Here is a 15,488-nt window from a genome sequence, read left to right as displayed (position 1 = left end):
ATTCTCATATTGTCGACTTGCGCGCTTTACCGCCGTCACGTTCGACGGATAGATTGATCGCTTCCACCCGCTTTACTCGCTTCACTCAAGAGGAATCAAAAAATGAATGCAAAAATCATGACTCGCCTGGCTGTTTTCGCCGTTGCAGGTTCGTTGCTGGCAGGCTGTGCAAGCCAACAAGGTACGGACACGGCCGTCGGCACGGGCGTGGGCGCCGCCACCGGCGCGGCGATCGGTGCGATCTTCGGCGGCGGCAAGGGCGCGGCGATCGGTGCGGGCGCCGGTGCAGCGGTGGGCGGTATCACCGGCTACAACTGGCAAGCCATTCACAACAAGCTGTCGGGCGCCACCAAGGGCACCGGCACGCAGATCACCGAGCAGCCGGACGGCTCGCTCAAGCTGAACATCCCGAGCTCGGTCACGTTCGATACCAACAGCTACGCGGTCAAGCCGTCGTTCGCGCCGGTGCTGGATCAACTGACGCAGACCATGCAGCAGAATCCGGAACTGATCGCCCAGGTGATCGGCTATACGGATAGCACGGGTCAGCCGGCTTATAACCAGACGCTGTCGGTCAACCGTGCACAAAGCGTGACGGGCTATCTGGGGCAACGCGGCGTTGCGCCGCAACGCCTGTCGGCACAAGGCATGGGCCAGAACCAGCCGGTCGCTGACAACAACACCGAAGCCGGCCGTGCCGCAAACCGCCGCGTGGAAATCTATCTGCGCGCCACGGCTCAGCACGCCACGCAATAACGGCACAGCCTGAAAGAGGGAGAAGCAACCGGACGCCGGGCGGCTGCATTTGCAATGTTTGCCAGTTTGGCCGGCGGCGTCCGGTAAGCAGTAAAAAGCGCGGGGAACAAAATCTCGCACGAGAACGAAAAAAATTTCGAACTCTGCCGAAAATCCGCGGTCTGTCTTTACGGTACGTGGCTGGCGAAGCCGCCGCGTCACCATTCTCCTCTTGTCGTTGTTGCTCCGGGGTTAATAGCCCCGGTTTTTTTTGGGCGCTCGGTTTTCGTTCCGCAGGAAATCTCCCTACGGGCACACCGTCGTGCCCCGGCAGCGACCCGGCCGCGGCCCAGGCGGCCCAGCCCGCGCCCGGCGCCGGCCCTGCTAGAATCAACGTTTCGTCCCACCGCAGGCTCCCACCATCCTTATGTCAGCACCCGCAACCGATCTCTCAGCAGGCGCGCCGTCAGGCCGTCGCCAGGTTCTCGTCACGTCGGCCCTTCCGTATGCGAATGGGCAAATCCATATCGGCCATCTGGTTGAATATATCCAGACGGACATCTGGGTCCGGACGTTGCGAATGCACGGGCACGAGGTCTACTACGTGGGCGCCGACGACACGCACGGCACGCCGGTCATGCTGCGCGCGGAAAAGGAAGGTCTGACGCCCAAGCAGCTGATCGACCGCGTCTGGCAGGAACACAAGCGCGATTTCGACAGCTTCGGGATTTCGTTCGACAATTACTACACGACCGATTCTGAAGAGAATCGCGTGCTGAGCGAATCGGTCTATCTGGCGCTCAAGGAAGCCGGCCTGATCGAAGCGCGTGACATCGAGCAGGCATACGACCCCGTCAAGGAAATGTTCCTGCCGGATCGCTTCATCAAGGGCGAATGCCCGAAGTGCGGCGCGAAAGATCAATACGGCGACAGCTGCGAAGTCTGCGGTTCGACTTACCTGCCGACCGATCTGATCAATCCGTATTCGGTCGTCTCGGGCGCCACGCCGATTCGCAAGACCTCGACGCACTACTTCTTCCGCCTGTCCGATCCGCGCTGCGAGAATTTCCTGCGCGCGTGGGTGGGCGGTCTGGCACAGCCGGAAGCCACCAACAAGATGCGCGAATGGCTCGGCGACGCCGGCGAAGCCAAGCTCGCCGACTGGGATATTTCGCGCGACGCACCGTATTTCGGCTTCGAAATTCCGGGCGCGCCGGGCAAGTATTTCTACGTGTGGCTGGATGCGCCGGTCGGCTATTACGCGAGCTTCAAGAACCTTGCTGACAAGCGCGGCCTCGACTTCGACGCGTGGATTCGCAAGGGCTCGACCGCCGAGCAGTACCACTTCATCGGCAAAGACATTCTGTATTTCCACACGCTGTTCTGGCCGGCCATGCTCGAATTCTCGGGCCACCGCACGCCGACCAACGTGTTCGCGCACGGCTTCCTGACGGTGGACGGCGCGAAGATGTCGAAGTCGCGCGGCACGTTCATCACCGCGCAAAGCGTGATCGACACGGGCCTGAATCCGGAGTGGCTGCGCTACTACTTCGCCGCCAAGCTGAACAGCACGATGGAAGACCTCGACCTGAACCTCGACGACTTCCAGGCGCGGGTGAACAGCGATCTGGTCGGCAAATACGTGAACATCGCAAGCCGCGCCGCCGGTTTCCTGATCAAGCGTTTCGAGGGCCGCGTGCAGGACAGCGCGATGCAGCACCCACTCCTCGCCACGCTGCGCGCCGCCGTGCCGCAAATCGCCGCGAACTACGAAGCGCGCGAGTACAACCGCGCGCTGCGTCAGACCATGGAACTGGCCGACGCGGTCAATGCGTACGTCGACACCGCCAAGCCGTGGGATCAGGCGAAAGACCCGGCGAATGGGGTCGCGTTGCACGAAACCTGCAGCGTGAGCATCGAGGCATTCCGCCTGCTGTCGCTGGCGCTCAAGCCGGTGCTGCCGAAGCTGGCGGAAGCGGTCGAAGCCTTCCTCGGCATCGAGCCGCTGGTGTGGGCCGACGCAAACGTGCCGCTCTCCTCCGCGCGCCCGATCAATGCATACAAGCATCTGATGACGCGCGTCGATCCGAAGCAGATCGAGGCGCTCATCGCGGCCAACCGCGATTCGCTGCAAGCCACGCCGGAAGCCGCGGCGCCGGCGGATGCGAAGGCCAAGTCGAAGGCAGCGAAAGCAGCCGCCGCGGAGAAGGATGAAACGCCAGGCATCATCTCGATCGACGACTTCGCCAAGGTCGATCTGCGCATCGCGAAGATCGTCGACTGCAAGGCGGTGGAAGGCTCGGACAAGCTGCTGCAACTCACGCTCGATATCGGCGAAGAGAAGACGCGTAACGTGTTCTCGGGCATCAAGTCGGCCTATCAGCCGGAGCAACTGGTCGGCAAGCTGACGGTGATGGTCGCGAACCTCGCGCCGCGCAAGATGAAGTTCGGTCTGTCCGAAGGAATGGTGCTGGCGGCTTCGGCCACCGACGAGAAAGCCGAACCGGGCCTCTACGTGCTCGAGCCGGATAGCGGTGCGAAGCCGGGCATGCGCGTGAAATAAAGCGCGCGGCGTCGAACGCCGCAGGCATCAACAAAAACGGCACGCTTTAAAAGGCGTGCCGTTTTCTTTTGCGTCGTAGCCTCGCTCAGACCACGGCCATCGCTATCGCCTTGATCAGCTCACCACCGGATCTGATCGAAGCGCCGCGTGTACAGCAGTTCTATGCCGTCGAACGTGCCGCCATATGCCGCGACCGACCAATAGCGCGTGAGGTTCACCGTCGCCTTGATCGCATTGCTCGCCGACTGCAGACCCTGCTCGTAGCCCACCACGAGCCACTCGTTGATCGCCTTCGACACCATCACCACTTGCGGATCGGTCAGCCCGACTTCGCTTCGCCCGATCGAGAATTCGTCGAGCCCGAAGGTCTGTGCAATCCGTTTGCCGCTCGCGCTGCCGAGCAACGCGAGCGCGGTCGTCATGGTGCTTTGCTGACCGAGATTGTTGCCCTGATCCGTGCCGTGTCCGAACAGCAGCCACGAGAGCTTTTCGTTATCCGCCACGTTCGGCTCGGACACCAGCTTCGCGACCGGGAACTGGACCGTGCCCGTGACCTGCACGCCCGCCTCGACCTGCTGATTGCGGCGCATGGCCAGGATGTTGATGCCCGGATTGGCCACCGGACCGTTGAACGTGAAAAAGCCATTCTCGATGTTGAGCTTGCGGCCGAACGCGGTATAGGTCGAACCCTGCGTCACGCGGACATTGCCGACCGCCCGCAGCGGCAGGTTCGGCGCGCTCATCGCAGTGATTGTGCCGCTCAGGCCGAGGTCCGCGCCCATGCCGCGGAAACGGAAGTTGTTGCCGAGACTAATGTCGATATTGGCGCGTGGCGCGAACGGACCGATCGGCTTGTTCGTGCCCGCCACTTGCGGCGGTGGCCGCTCGCCCGCCACCGTGCCGTCGGGACGCACCACCACCACGTCGTCGCCAAGCTTCGGCGCGGACTGCTCCGGCATATCGAACAGCGCGTGATCGACCACAAATTTGCCGTTGATCGCCATGCCGCCCTCTGCCCCGGCGTTCGCCACGCTCGCGCTACCCGACAGCGACAGATTACGGTCCGGCGCCGCAAACAATTCCAGCTTGTCCGCGACGATGCTCGCGGTCAGATCAGGTTGCGCGCCATCCAGACGCACACGGCCGGTAGCGCGCAACGTGCCGCTTGCACCGTGAAACTCCACCTGCTGGAAGTCCACCAGATTTTGCGAAAGCGCGATGCGCACCACGCCGTCCTTCAACTGCACGCCCTGGTCGACCATCGTCGCTGACAAGCCATCGCCGATCAGCGAGCCGGTCAGATTCGGCTTGGCGACCGTGCCGCCGAGCGCGAGTTTCAGCGCGAGGTGGCCGTCGAGCAGATAGCTCGGGCCGAACAGGCCGCCGGTCGTTTTCAGCGACGGCACGTTCGCATTCACATTGCCGCTGACCGCGCCCTCTTCGTTGACGGTCAGGAAGCCGTCGCGCATCACGAGTGTGGTGTGCGCGTCGGCGTCGATCACGCCGATCCGGCTGGCCTGCGCGTGGACAGTCGCATTCAGCCGGTTACCACCGCTGAATTCGGCGCGCGCGCTCATATCCGTGATGCCCAGCGAGGCGAGACCACGGCCGATCTCGACCGTGACGTCGCCGCTGCGACGCTTCAACTGGACATGGCCGCTCGCGGTGCTGCCGAGCGCGAAGTCCCAATCGCCGTCGAACACCAGATCGGTTTTGACGACCGGCGGCTCGCCGGTGATCTGCCGCCGCAGATCCTGCAGACGCACGAGCGAAATATCGGTCAAGGTGCCCGCGGACTGGATTTTGCCGTGGTCGAACGCGAACGATTTCAGGCTCAGCACCGCGCCTTCGAGCGTGAGGCGGGTCGCACCAAGCGTCAGGCGGTTCGGTCCGGCGCTCACGGCGAGCGGCGACTCGAGATTCAGCGCCGGTGTGCCGCGATTCTGCAGGCGCGTCACGGTGCCGTCCCAGCGCGTGCCGTCGCGCGCTTCGGTCAGCTTGCCGTTGGCGGCGAGTGTCAGATCGAGCGGACGCTCCTGCAATTTGCCGGTGGCCGCCGCCTCCAGCGTATGGTTGGCACGCGTGCCCGACAGGCGCGCCGTGAGCGTGGTCAGATCGACGCCGCCGGCGCTGAGATTACGCGCGTCGGTCGTGAAAACGAGCGCGCCGTTCGCGCCGTCGCGCAGTTCGGCGTGACCTTCCGCATGGCCGATGCGGTTACTGCTGAACACCACGCTGTCTGCCTTGTAGTTCAGCACGACATTCGGATGCGCGAACGAGCCGGTGACGTCGCCATCCGCGGCGATGAGACCGGCGAGGCCGAAACCGAGGCGTTCAAGTTCCGGCGCATCGACACGGAAACGCAGCCGGTCGCCGCGCGCACCGAAGCTACCCTGCAAATCCACCTGATTGCCTGCCACCGAAAGATTCGCGCGGCTTGGCAGTATCCGCGAGCCGGACAACTGGACCACGCCGCCGCCCGTCAGCGGCAGGCCGTCGTAGACGCTCGGGCCGAGTTTGAATTCGGCCTTGGTTGTGAAGACCGGGCCGAGCATGCCGGCTGCGGTGAGCGTGCCGTTCACGCGTGCCTCGATCTTGTGAGCAGGCGGCGCGGCGCGCCTGGGCGCCGGCGTTTTACGTTGAACCACTTCGGTCCGCACGGCGGCCTTGGCGGTGTTCTTCACCACGGCGGCGGCCTTGTCGCCAGGGGCCGCGCTTTTCGCACCGGCGGTGCTGCCCGCTTCTGCCGCGCCTTGTGCGACTTTCGCACCTTTCGCGTTTTTGGCAGTACTTGCCGCAGGCGCCGCGCCCGTTACCGGCGTGCGGGACGGCATCTGCGAAGTCAGCGTCAACGGATCGAAATCGGTCAGTTGCGCTTTCAGGTTGTAGGTGGAATTCGCGTCGTGCTTAAGCGCGCCGGACAGATCGATGCGGCCCTTGCCCGACGTGACACGCACGTCGTTGAAGCTCAAGCGCGCCGGATCGAAGGTCACCTTGCCTTGCGCGCGCAGCCCCGCTTTCGGGTCGGCCAGATCGAGGGTCAGGCTTTGCACGTCGTCGTTCAGACGGATGCCGATCGGACCGGAAAGCTGGGTAGGCCGCACCGTCGCTTCGAGGGCGTTCAGGTCGAGTCCGGCGACTTGCAGATCGAACTGGCCGCGTTTGCCGGTCAGCGCGCCGCCGCCGGTGAGCGTGGCGCTCTTCACGAGCCGCACCGTCAGGTTCGAAATACGCTGCGCCTGCGCGTCGAGGTGCACATCGGCGTTGGCATCGATCACAGGGAGCAGGTTCTGGTCGATCGCACCGGGTTTGGCGTTGACGATCGAGATATGGCCGGCGACGGCGAATCCCGCTGCGGCTTTTGCTGCTGCATCGGTGTTGACGCCGCCTTTGCCGTTTTTGACAACGTGCTGCGGCTCGGCAATGCCGGTAGCGCTGCCGGCGCCGGCGGCGCTCGCGGCTCCGGAAGCGCCGGCCGAACTCGCCGTATTCGCCGCGCCGGCAACACTCACCCCGCTGGCTGCGCTAGCCGCACCGGCCGCACCCAACGTCACGGCGCCGCCTGCATTCTGCCCCACCGGCTGCAATTCAGCCCGCACCGCCAGATCCGCCAGCGGCGCGCCTGGCGCAAACGCCTGCGGATTAATGTGATCAAAAGTCAGCGTGGCGCGTTGCAACGGCACGTCGCCGAACGGCGTGGCCTCGACTCGCGCATGGCCGGCTAGCTTCATGCCGCTAGCATCGAGCTCGGCGATGAGATTCTCCAGCGACCCACTCAGATGGCCGCCCACCTGCACCGCCTCGTCGTTAACCTTGCCCGAGTAGCCGAGATCGCCGGTCAGCGGAAACGGCCGCACCCCGTCGAGCTTCGCCGTCGCCGTCACGGCGCCGAACGGCGTGTCGAGCCGCTCGATCGCGGCCTCGTGGTGCCGGCCGTCGCTGCGGCCATGGAACATGAAACGGGACAGCTCGGTCGTCGACCCGCCCTCACGCAACAGCAGTTTGTCGACCTGCACGTCGCGCACCTCGAGTTGCATCGGCAAGCGCAAGTCTTGCGGCAGTTTCAGCGGCCCGCTGCTGCTGGATGACGACGAGCCGACACGGGCGTCGATCGTACCGATATGCAGATAGTCGATCGCGAAGCGCCACGGCTTGTGCGTCAGTTCCCAACGGCCGGCCACGCGATCGATCTGGATATCGGTGCCGCTGCCGTCGAGACTGCGCCAGCGCACCTGGCGAAGTTGCACGCCGTGGGCGATAGCGCCGCTCTCGAGCGTGCCGGTCAGCTTGCCGCCCAGCAGTTTGACGGCCGCCTGCCACGCGTAAGCCGTGCCACGCTCAGTCGTCAGCGCGCCGTACAGCAGGCCGATCGCCACAGCGACCAGCAGCACCAGCACGGCGACCATCCACGCAAGCGTTTTCAGCAACAACCGGCCGCGACGGCGCCTGGGCTGCGGCGCATCGGGCGGCGGCTGCTGTCCGGGCGCTCCAGGCGGAAGAGCGCCGGGCGGCTGCGCGGGAGGTTGGGCGGAAACGTCCGTGGTCATGCGTGGATCATGTAAAAGCGGCTTTCCATCAGAAGGCGATGCCGAGGGTCAGGTACGGCCGCACGCTCCGGTTGCGGATCCCGTAGGCGACATCGACATTGACCGGGCCGACCGGGCTGCGCCAGCGCGCCCCAACGCCGACGCCGGGATAAAAGACTTTCTCGCCCCAGGTATCGGTGGCGGTGCCGACGTCGAAGAACGCGGCTGCGCCCCAGTCGTGATTGAACCAATGCTGGTACTCCGCCGATGCGGTCACGAGATACTTGGTGGGCAGCACCGAGCCGTCGACGTTATTACCAATGCTTTGATAGCTGTAGCCACGTATCGAATTCGAACCGCCCGCGCGGAACAGCAGCGAAGCCGGAATCCCGCTCGAACTGCCGCTCGTGAACACGCCGCCGAGTTCGGCACGGATCAGCACGAGGTCTTCCTTGCCGATCGGCAGGTACTGCTGGCCACGGGCGTAGCCACGCGCAAACGTCTGGTCGGTCAGCGCGCCTTTGACCGCGAAGCCGGCTTCGACGTGAATCAGGTTGCCCGAACGCGGGAACAATGGATCGTCGGTATTGCGGCGGGTCCACGACCATGACGGCACCAGCGCGCGACTGGTAGTCGGCGCGGCCGCATTCTGGTCGAGCCGGTCCTGGTAATAGAGGATCGCGTAGTTGTAGTCGATGAATTGCGACGTACGGGCCCGCTGCACGCCGCCGCGGATACTGTAGATGCGCGTGTCGGACACGTCGGTCGTGGTGTAGGAAGCCAGCACGCTATTGGTCCACGCGCGCGGCCCCGGCGGCATCGCGAGCTGGATTTGCCCGTACTGCTGGATCTGGTCGATGCGGCCGTCGACGGTGAACGGCCACGCTTTGCCGAATGTGTCGAGATACGAATACGAACCCTGGATCAGCGGGCCGTTGTCGGTCGAATAACCCACGCCACCGCGGATACTGTTGTACGGATATTCCGACACCTTCACGTGCATCGGCGTCTCGACCGGCTTGGCCGGATCGCTGTCCACGTCGATCGCCACGCTCGCGTAGTACGGCGTGTTCTGCAACTGCCGCTGCAATTCGGCGACGCGTTGCACGTCGTAGATGTCGCCCTCCGAAATCGGATTCACGTTGTCGACGATCTGTTCCGGATAACGCCGCGTGCCGGACACGTCGAGCTTGCCCATCGTAAAGGTCGGGCCGCTCTCGTACGTCACCGATAATTTCGCTTCGTGCGTACGCGGGTCGATCCGCGCCTCGGAGTGGTAGATCTTCGCGCCCAGGTAACGGCGCGACTGTAACGCCTTGAGCGACGCGTTTTTCGCGTCGTCCCAGTCGCCTTGCGAAAACGGGTCGCCCTCGTGCAATGAAAACGCGAAGCGTGCGGCGTTTTCCTGCGCCGGGTCTTCGGTCAGCACCGGGCCGCGAAACGACAGCGAAATTGACGTGATGAGGGTTTGCGGGCCGGGATCGACGCTCACTGTCACACGCTTCTGGTCGTCGACGGTACGCACGTCGGTGCGCACGACCGGCGAGAAGTATCCCTGTGTGGCGGCCAGATCGCGCACCTGCTGCGGGGTGGCCGTAATCAGAAATTCAAACTGGTCGTCGCTGATATCCGGACGCTTGGCGAAGCGCGCCACGTCCAGATGCGCTTCGAGCAGCTTGCGCAGCGAGCGCGGCGTGGCTTCGATATCGACCTTGTAGCTGGCGGGCGGCCGCCGCGCCGCGTGTGCGTCGACCGAGGCAAGCATGAGCATGACGATGCCGAACGCCAGCCACGCGTGCAGCCAGCGCCGAATGGGCGTCAGCGGCCCTCGCTCGTCACCGGTTTTGCCGCGCCGCCTATGCGGCTCTTCGATCGCACACCCCGCCAAACGGGACCTCCGGCCGTGGTTGATGAATTCTGTCGCTTGGGCTCGCCGCGGCGGCCGAAGCTCGCTATTTGACCACATCGGCGAGGCCGCGCCATCTCTTAAAGGGGCGTGTGCCGCATGAGACCCGCTCGGTGCTTTGGCCCGGTGTGCCGCGCCCCATGCCGCATGCGTACTGATTTCCACATGGACGCACGGCCCGGTTGGCACACTGCCCCGCCGACGACGCGCTCGCCTTTGACGCATCGCAGCAGCGCGGGTTCCAGGCGTTTTTGCAGGCGGGCCGCTTGCGCCGGCCATCGTTTTTCGACCACGCGCGGCGCATGCGGTAAAATTATGGAATAGGAGCGATGCCGCGCGGGTTCGTGCCTGTTCCCGTTTGTTCCCGCCAAGCAGCCGCCATTCCCCAAACCACGGACGTCTAGCCATGTATCAATCGGACATCACCCAGTTCCTGAACCAGCTCAAGCAACAAAAACCGAATCTGGAAGCTGAGCAGCGGCGTGGCCGGTCGTTGCTGTGGGACAAACAGCCGATCGACCTCGAAGAACGCGCCGAGCAGAAAGCCTCGCGCGTAGAGCAGACGCCTTACTCGTACTATCAAAACTTCTAAGCGCGTGAGTCACGCCGACGAGGCAAAGGGCGCCACACAGGCGCCTGACGCCGCGCTTGCCGCGCCCGCCACCGATTCGACGCCGGACACCGTAGACGGCATCGCTTTCGCACGCCTGTACGGCGAGCCGCTCTTCAAGCTGCCAACGGATCTGTACATTCCGCCGGACGCGCTCGAAGTGTTCCTCGAAACGTTCGAAGGCCCGCTGGATCTGTTGCTCTACCTGATCCGCAAGCAAAACTTCAACGTGCTCGACATCCCGATGGCGGATGTTACGGTCCAATATCTCGGCTACGTCGACCAGCTGCGCCAGACCAATCTCGAACTCGCGTCCGAGTATCTGCTGATGGCGGCGATGCTGATCGAGATCAAGTCGCGCATGTTGTTGCCGGTGAAGAAGGCCGATAGCGGCGACGAAGCCGAAGATCCGCGTGCGGAACTGGTGCGCCGCCTGCTCGAATACGAGCAGATGAAGCTCGCCGCCCAGCGCATCGACCATCTGCCGCAGCTTGGCCGCGATTTCCTGCGCGCCGAGGTATATATCGAGCAAAGCATCACGCCGCGCTTTCCAGATGTGGATAGTGAAGACCTGCGCGCCGCGTGGGCCGACGTGATCAAGCGCGCCAAGCTGGTTCAGCATCACAAGATTTCGCGCGAGGAGTTGTCGGTACGCGAGCATATGAGCACGATCCTGCGGCGACTGCAGAACGCGCGCTTCATGGAGTTCTCGGACCTGTTCGACACGAGCAAAGGCGTGCCGGTGGTCGTGGTGAACTTCATCGCGATGCTCGAGTTGTGCCGCGAGTCGCTCATCGAAATCACGCAGGCCGAGCCGTTCGCACCGATCTATGTGCGCCTCGCCTATCTGCCGGCCTGATGCCGCAAAACGGGGCCTGCATGCGCCAGCGCTGCCGCAGACGCCTCCTTTCGGTGCGCCCCGGGAACAAATCCACTACAATCCCGCGCTCCGAACCTGTCATTACCAGTGAGGCCGCGGACCACGCGAAAACCTGAGTTTTTGCGCCAACCGAGTCTCGCGCCGCGCGAGGAAACCCCTGTCCGATCATGAAAGTCATCAGCTCGATCCATGAATTGCGCGACCAGTTGCGCGGCCAGAATCGCACCGCCTTTGTGCCGACCATGGGCAATCTGCACGAGGGCCATCTGTCGCTGATGCGCCTCGCGCGCCAGCATGGCGATCCGGTGGTGGCGAGCATCTTCGTCAACCGCCTGCAGTTCGGCCCGAACGAAGATTTCGACAAATACCCGCGCACGCTCGAAGCCGACATCGAGAAGCTGCAGAAAGAAGGCGTCTACGTGCTGTTCGCGCCGACGGAACGGGATCTGTACCCGGAGCCGCAGGAGTACCGCGTGCATCCGCCGCACGATCTGGGCGACATCCTCGAGGGCGAATTCCGGCCGGGCTTCTTCCAGGGTGTGTGCACGGTGGTGATGAAGCTGATGTCGTGCGTGCAGCCGCGCGTCGCGGTGTTCGGCAAGAAGGATTACCAGCAGTTGATGATCGTGCGCAGCATGTGCCACCAGTTCGCGCTGCCGACCGACATCATCGCAGCGGAAACCGTGCGTGACAGCGACGGCCTCGCGCTCAGCTCGCGCAACCGCTTTCTGCAAACGGCCGAACGCGCCGAGGCGCCGATGCTGGCCGCCGAACTCAATCGTGTGCGCGATGCGGTGCTCGCCGGCGATCGCGACTTCGCAAAACTCGAACAGGCGGCGATGGCGGCACTGGCCGCGCGCGGCTGGCAGCCTGATTACATCGCGGTGCGCAAGCGCTCGAATCTGCTCGCGCCGGGCGCGCAAGACGTGAATGCGGAGTTGGTCGTGCTGGCGGCCGCCAAGCTCGGCACCACTCGTCTCATCGACAACCTCGAAATCTGAAGCCGTCTTAGTTTGCGCAAACGCGCATAAGAAGCCACAAAGGATTGGTCATGCAACGCAACATGCTGAAGTCGAAAATCCATCGCGTCGCGGTCACGCACTGCGAACTGCACTACGAAGGTTCGTGCGCGATCGACGAGGACTTGCTGGAAGCCGCGAACATCATTGAAAACGAGCGGATCGACATCTGGAATATCAACAACGGCGAGCGTTTCTCGACGTACGCGATCAAGGGCGAACGCGGCAGCGGCATGATTTCGCTGAACGGTTCGGCCGCGCGGCGTGCTCAGCTGGGCGATCTGGTGATCATCGCAGCGTTCGCCGTGGTCGACGAGGCGGAACTGAAGGCAGGCTGGAAACCCGATCTGGTGTTTGTCGACGACAACAACAAGATCAAGGGCAGCCGCGATCACGTGCCGACCCAGAACTGGACCTGAGCCGGATCTGAACCGGCCTTTCCCTGTACGGCACGGTTCCATGTAGCGGGCGGCCACGCCGCCTGCTATTCACTTCAAGCCTTCTTACCGGCGCCGTTGGTCCATTGGATAATCGGCTGCCACTGCTCCAGATCCTTCTCCACGCGGCTTTTCGCGACGTCCCACAAGGTCAGGCCATGCGCCGCCAGTTGCACGTAGTTCTGCGTGTCGCGCAAGAAGCCCAACACCGGCAGCTTCAACCCCTCGACAAAGCGATGCAGTTGCTCCGCTGAACGCGTGCGCGCATCGACGCGCATGCCCACCACCCCGATCTCGATTGCGCCTTTCCTGACCGCCTTCTCCTTGGCCAGCCGCTCGAGAAAATCCTGGGTGGCGAGAATATCGAACATGGAGGGCTGCAGCGGCACGATCACCTTGTCGGCCAGATCCAGCGCGATGTTCAGGCGGTTGCCATGCAAGCCGGCCGGCGTGTCGATGACCGCGTGTTCCAGGCCTCTGGGCGGTTTGGCGGGGTTTTCAAGGTCGACCTCCCAGGTCTCGATGGCCGGCAGCGCAGGCGGCCGCAACGACAGCCACGCGTGCGAAGACTGCTGTCTGTCCATGTCCGCCAGCGCGATCCATTCCCCTTGCGATGCGAAATAGCCGGCCAGATTGGTGGACAGCGTGCTTTTGCCCACGCCGCCCTTCGGATTCGCCACCACGATTACCGTCATGAATTCTCCCGGAAAGAAGGCTGGGCGCCGCCAGCCGGTTTACCGCGCAGTTTGCTCTGACTTGCGCCGATGCGCCCTGATCCGTGCCGGTTTCAGGTTCACCCGCCGATCCAGCCGTTGATAATATCGACAAATTCACCGGGGCCGAAGCCCCCAAACGGCTATTGACCGCCTTACATCGCTGTTTTTTCTATCAAGGACCTGATTCTCATGAGCAAACTTCGCCCGGAATACTCCATTGAGCGCCTGCACGAACGTCAGAAGGGCAAGCTGCCCGGCTTGCTGGGCGTGCATGTTCTGGCGCTGGAGGAAGGCACCCTGACCGCGGAATTGACCGTGCGCGAGGAGTTGCTGGCGCCGAACGGCTTTTTGCATGCCGCCACGGTGATCGGCCTCGCCGATACCGCCTGCGGCTATGCGTGCCTCGCCCACCTGCCTGAGACGGCGCGCAATTTCACGACCATCGAGCTGAAAAGCAATTTTCTCGGCACGGCTACCGAAGGCACGATCCGCGCGGTTGCCAAGGCCGTCCACCTGGGCCGCAGCACGCAGGTGTGGGACGCCACCGTCACCGATCCGAACGGCAAGACGATGGCGTTGTTTCGCTGTACGCAGATCGTGTTGTATTGATTGATTGGCGCGGGGGTGCGGCGCAGGCCGGCAATGCCGGGAACACCTGAAACACTTTTAGCTCAGCGCAATAGAAAAGCGCGCGACCACACGCTACCGATACCACCAAGGTATTGGTTTTTGAGCTAATTAACGCTGAGACCCGCGTCCCAACGGAAATTGCGGGTCTTTTTCTTGCCGGAGAGGTATTTTTTTGCTGCCTTATGACGAAGCTAATTATTCTATTGTGCGTCATTATGGCGACGCAACGCGCACTATTAGCTTCGCTATACTGAAGCACAAAATTGATAATTGCTTCACTATAGGTTATCATTTTTTTCGTCTTTGATAGCCTATAGGCCAGCAAAATGGATTCCAGAATGAGGCAGCTCCGGCTTGAACAGGTCCAGGCGTCGATCGCCGCGTACTCGGATTTGACCAACCGTCGGCCCCCGCCACGTGGATGGCTGAAGGCCATCCGTGAGTCGCTAGGGCTCACCGAGCGACAACAGGCCGACAGGTTAGGCATTACCGGTTCGACCCTGCACAAGTCAGAGTCGGCCGAAGCTGAGGAGCGAATCACGCTTGGACAACTGCGCAAGTTGGCTGACGGGCTGGACTGCGAGCTGGTCTATGCTCTGGTGCCCAGAAAGCCACTGACTCAAGTTGTCGAAGACCAGGCGCGCTCAATCGCCCTGCAGGAAGTGAGTGGAGTTGCGCACACTATGAGTCTGGAAGACCAACGTCCGGCAACCGACCGACTTCGCAAGCAGGTTGAGCAGAGAACGGCAGAACTGCTCCGGGGCCGCTGGTCCGACCTATGGCGATAGATTTAGACGAACAGGACGGCCAAACACCGCTTGACCCTGACGAGCTTGCAGGGCTAATACCAACGCACCTGACCACCAAGGGTGAGCTGAATGACTGGGAGCAGGAGAACATCCTGCAAGCCGTGCAATGGGCTCGCCGTCAACGCAAGGTCAATGTCCTCAGTGAAAAGTTCTGTCGCAACCTTCACAAGAAAATGTTCGACCAGACCTGGTCGTGGGCAGGCACGTTCCGCAAGTCCGACAAGAACATCGGATGTGACTGGACGCAGGTCAGCGTCAAACTGAGAAATCTTTTCGATAACACGCGGTGGTGGATCGACAACGGCACATTCCCGCCCGATGAGATTGCCGCACGATTTCACCGCGAGCTGGTATGGATTCATCCCTTTCCAAACGGTAATGGTCGACACACACGAATGATGGCTGATGCGCTCTTACGCAGCATGAAACAAGAGCCGTTCTCGTGGGGCGGCGGCGGGACATTGGTTAAAGCGGATAACGCCCGGTCGGATTACTTAACCGCCTTGCGTGCAGCGGATAAAGGTGACTACGGTTTGCTCCTGGTCTTCGTGCGAAGTACCGCTTAGCCATCGCACGAACAAGAAGGACGTCAAGCCATTTGTGACAGGCCAAAGAGCTTTGCGCTGTTGCGCGTGCAGCCCTGTACGACCGTTCTTT

12 protein-coding genes are annotated in these 15,488 nt (G+C 62.8%); 9 read left to right on the top strand and 3 right to left on the bottom strand.

All coding sequences use genetic code 11. The features are described 5' to 3' along the window. Nucleotides 1–102 precede the first annotated feature (102 nt). Nucleotides 103–756, top strand: a complete 654-nt coding sequence (locus KHO33_RS07430) for an OmpA family protein (protein WP_054035104.1) — start codon at nt 103–105, stop codon at nt 754–756. A 406-nt stretch (nt 757–1,162) separates the two neighbouring features. Next, complete coding sequence (gene metG, locus KHO33_RS07425) at nt 1,163–3,298, top strand: methionine--tRNA ligase (RefSeq protein ID WP_200564341.1); 2,136 nt, start codon at nt 1,163–1,165, stop codon at nt 3,296–3,298. A gap of 119 nt (nt 3,299–3,417) precedes the next feature. On the opposite strand, the gene KHO33_RS07420 is transcribed toward metG, so the two are convergent. Then, entirely contained in the window at nt 3,418–7,845 is a 4,428-nt protein-coding gene (locus tag KHO33_RS07420; RefSeq protein WP_200564340.1) for a translocation/assembly module TamB domain-containing protein, read from the bottom strand. A 28-nt stretch (nt 7,846–7,873) separates the two neighbouring features. Further along, complete coding sequence (locus KHO33_RS07415) at nt 7,874–9,712, bottom strand: autotransporter assembly complex protein TamA (protein ID WP_200564339.1); 1,839 nt, start codon at nt 9,710–9,712, stop codon at nt 7,874–7,876. Between the two features lie 424 nt (nt 9,713–10,136). On the opposite strand from KHO33_RS07415, the gene KHO33_RS07410 reads away from it, so the two are divergent. From KHO33_RS07410 to panD, 4 genes are all read left to right on the top strand, one after another. Next, entirely contained in the window at nt 10,137–10,322 is a 186-nt protein-coding gene (locus tag KHO33_RS07410; protein WP_054035105.1) for a DUF3460 family protein, read from the top strand. Nucleotides 10,323–10,326: 4 nt separating this feature from the next. Further along, nucleotides 10,327–11,199, top strand: coding sequence for a segregation and condensation protein A (locus tag KHO33_RS07405; protein ID WP_054035106.1), 873 nt, complete (start codon nt 10,327–10,329; stop codon nt 11,197–11,199). Nucleotides 11,200–11,387: 188 nt separating this feature from the next. Continuing rightward, a complete protein-coding gene (panC, locus tag KHO33_RS07400; protein ID WP_200564338.1) occupies nt 11,388–12,221 on the top strand; it encodes a pantoate--beta-alanine ligase in 834 nt (277 codons plus the stop codon). Nucleotides 12,222–12,271: 50 nt separating this feature from the next. Continuing rightward, complete coding sequence (gene panD / locus KHO33_RS07395; protein ID WP_046566452.1) at nt 12,272–12,658, top strand: aspartate 1-decarboxylase; 387 nt, start codon at nt 12,272–12,274, stop codon at nt 12,656–12,658. Between the two features lie 74 nt (nt 12,659–12,732). On the opposite strand, the gene KHO33_RS07390 is transcribed toward panD, so the two are convergent. Further along, entirely contained in the window at nt 12,733–13,371 is a 639-nt protein-coding gene (locus KHO33_RS07390) for a ParA family protein (RefSeq protein ID WP_054035108.1), read from the bottom strand. A gap of 210 nt (nt 13,372–13,581) precedes the next feature. Here KHO33_RS07390 and KHO33_RS07385 point away from each other — a divergent pair, with 210 nt between their 5' ends. The 3 genes from KHO33_RS07385 to KHO33_RS07375 all read left to right on the top strand — a co-directional run bounded on the left by KHO33_RS07385 (nt 13,582) and on the right by KHO33_RS07375 (nt 15,397). Further along, nucleotides 13,582–14,001, top strand: coding sequence for a PaaI family thioesterase (locus KHO33_RS07385; protein WP_054035109.1), 420 nt, complete (start codon nt 13,582–13,584; stop codon nt 13,999–14,001). A gap of 347 nt (nt 14,002–14,348) precedes the next feature. After that, nucleotides 14,349–14,810, top strand: coding sequence for a mobile mystery protein A (locus KHO33_RS07380; protein ID WP_054035110.1), 462 nt, complete (start codon nt 14,349–14,351; stop codon nt 14,808–14,810). After that, nucleotides 14,801–15,397 carry a mobile mystery protein B gene (locus tag KHO33_RS07375; RefSeq protein WP_200564337.1) on the top strand — a complete coding sequence of 199 codons (597 nt, stop codon included), beginning with the start codon at nt 14,801–14,803 and terminating at the stop codon, nt 15,395–15,397. The genes KHO33_RS07380 and KHO33_RS07375 overlap by 10 nt, the downstream gene beginning before the upstream one ends. Nucleotides 15,398–15,488: the final 91 nt, after the last annotated feature.

The organism is Paraburkholderia nemoris, from assembly GCF_905221015.1.
GTDB classification, from domain to species: Bacteria; Pseudomonadota; Gammaproteobacteria; order Burkholderiales; family Burkholderiaceae; genus Paraburkholderia; species Paraburkholderia nemoris.
Note: the sequence above shows the minus strand (reverse complement) of the source record. Positions and strands in the feature narration are given on the sequence as shown.

Bases quoted from the DNA above. Each gene is read 5' to 3' on its own strand.
- KHO33_RS07380 (WP_054035110.1), top strand. From the start codon at position 14,349: ATGGATTCCAGAATGAGGCAGCTCCGGCTTGAACAGGTCCAGGCGTCG.
- KHO33_RS07430 (WP_054035104.1), top strand. From the start codon at position 103: ATGAATGCAAAAATCATGACTCGCCTGGCTGTTTTCGCCGTTGCAGGT.
- KHO33_RS07410 (WP_054035105.1), top strand. From the start codon at position 10,137: ATGTATCAATCGGACATCACCCAGTTCCTGAACCAGCTCAAGCAACAA.
- KHO33_RS07420 (WP_200564340.1), bottom strand. From the start codon at position 7,845: ATGACCACGGACGTTTCCGCCCAACCTCCCGCGCAGCCGCCCGGCGCT.
- KHO33_RS07375 (WP_200564337.1), top strand. From the start codon at position 14,801: ATGGCGATAGATTTAGACGAACAGGACGGCCAAACACCGCTTGACCCT.
- KHO33_RS07385 (WP_054035109.1), top strand. From the start codon at position 13,582: ATGAGCAAACTTCGCCCGGAATACTCCATTGAGCGCCTGCACGAACGT.
- metG (WP_200564341.1), top strand. From the start codon at position 1,163: ATGTCAGCACCCGCAACCGATCTCTCAGCAGGCGCGCCGTCAGGCCGT.
- panD (WP_046566452.1), top strand. From the start codon at position 12,272: ATGCAACGCAACATGCTGAAGTCGAAAATCCATCGCGTCGCGGTCACG.
- panC (WP_200564338.1), top strand. From the start codon at position 11,388: ATGAAAGTCATCAGCTCGATCCATGAATTGCGCGACCAGTTGCGCGGC.
- KHO33_RS07390 (WP_054035108.1), bottom strand. From the start codon at position 13,371: ATGACGGTAATCGTGGTGGCGAATCCGAAGGGCGGCGTGGGCAAAAGC.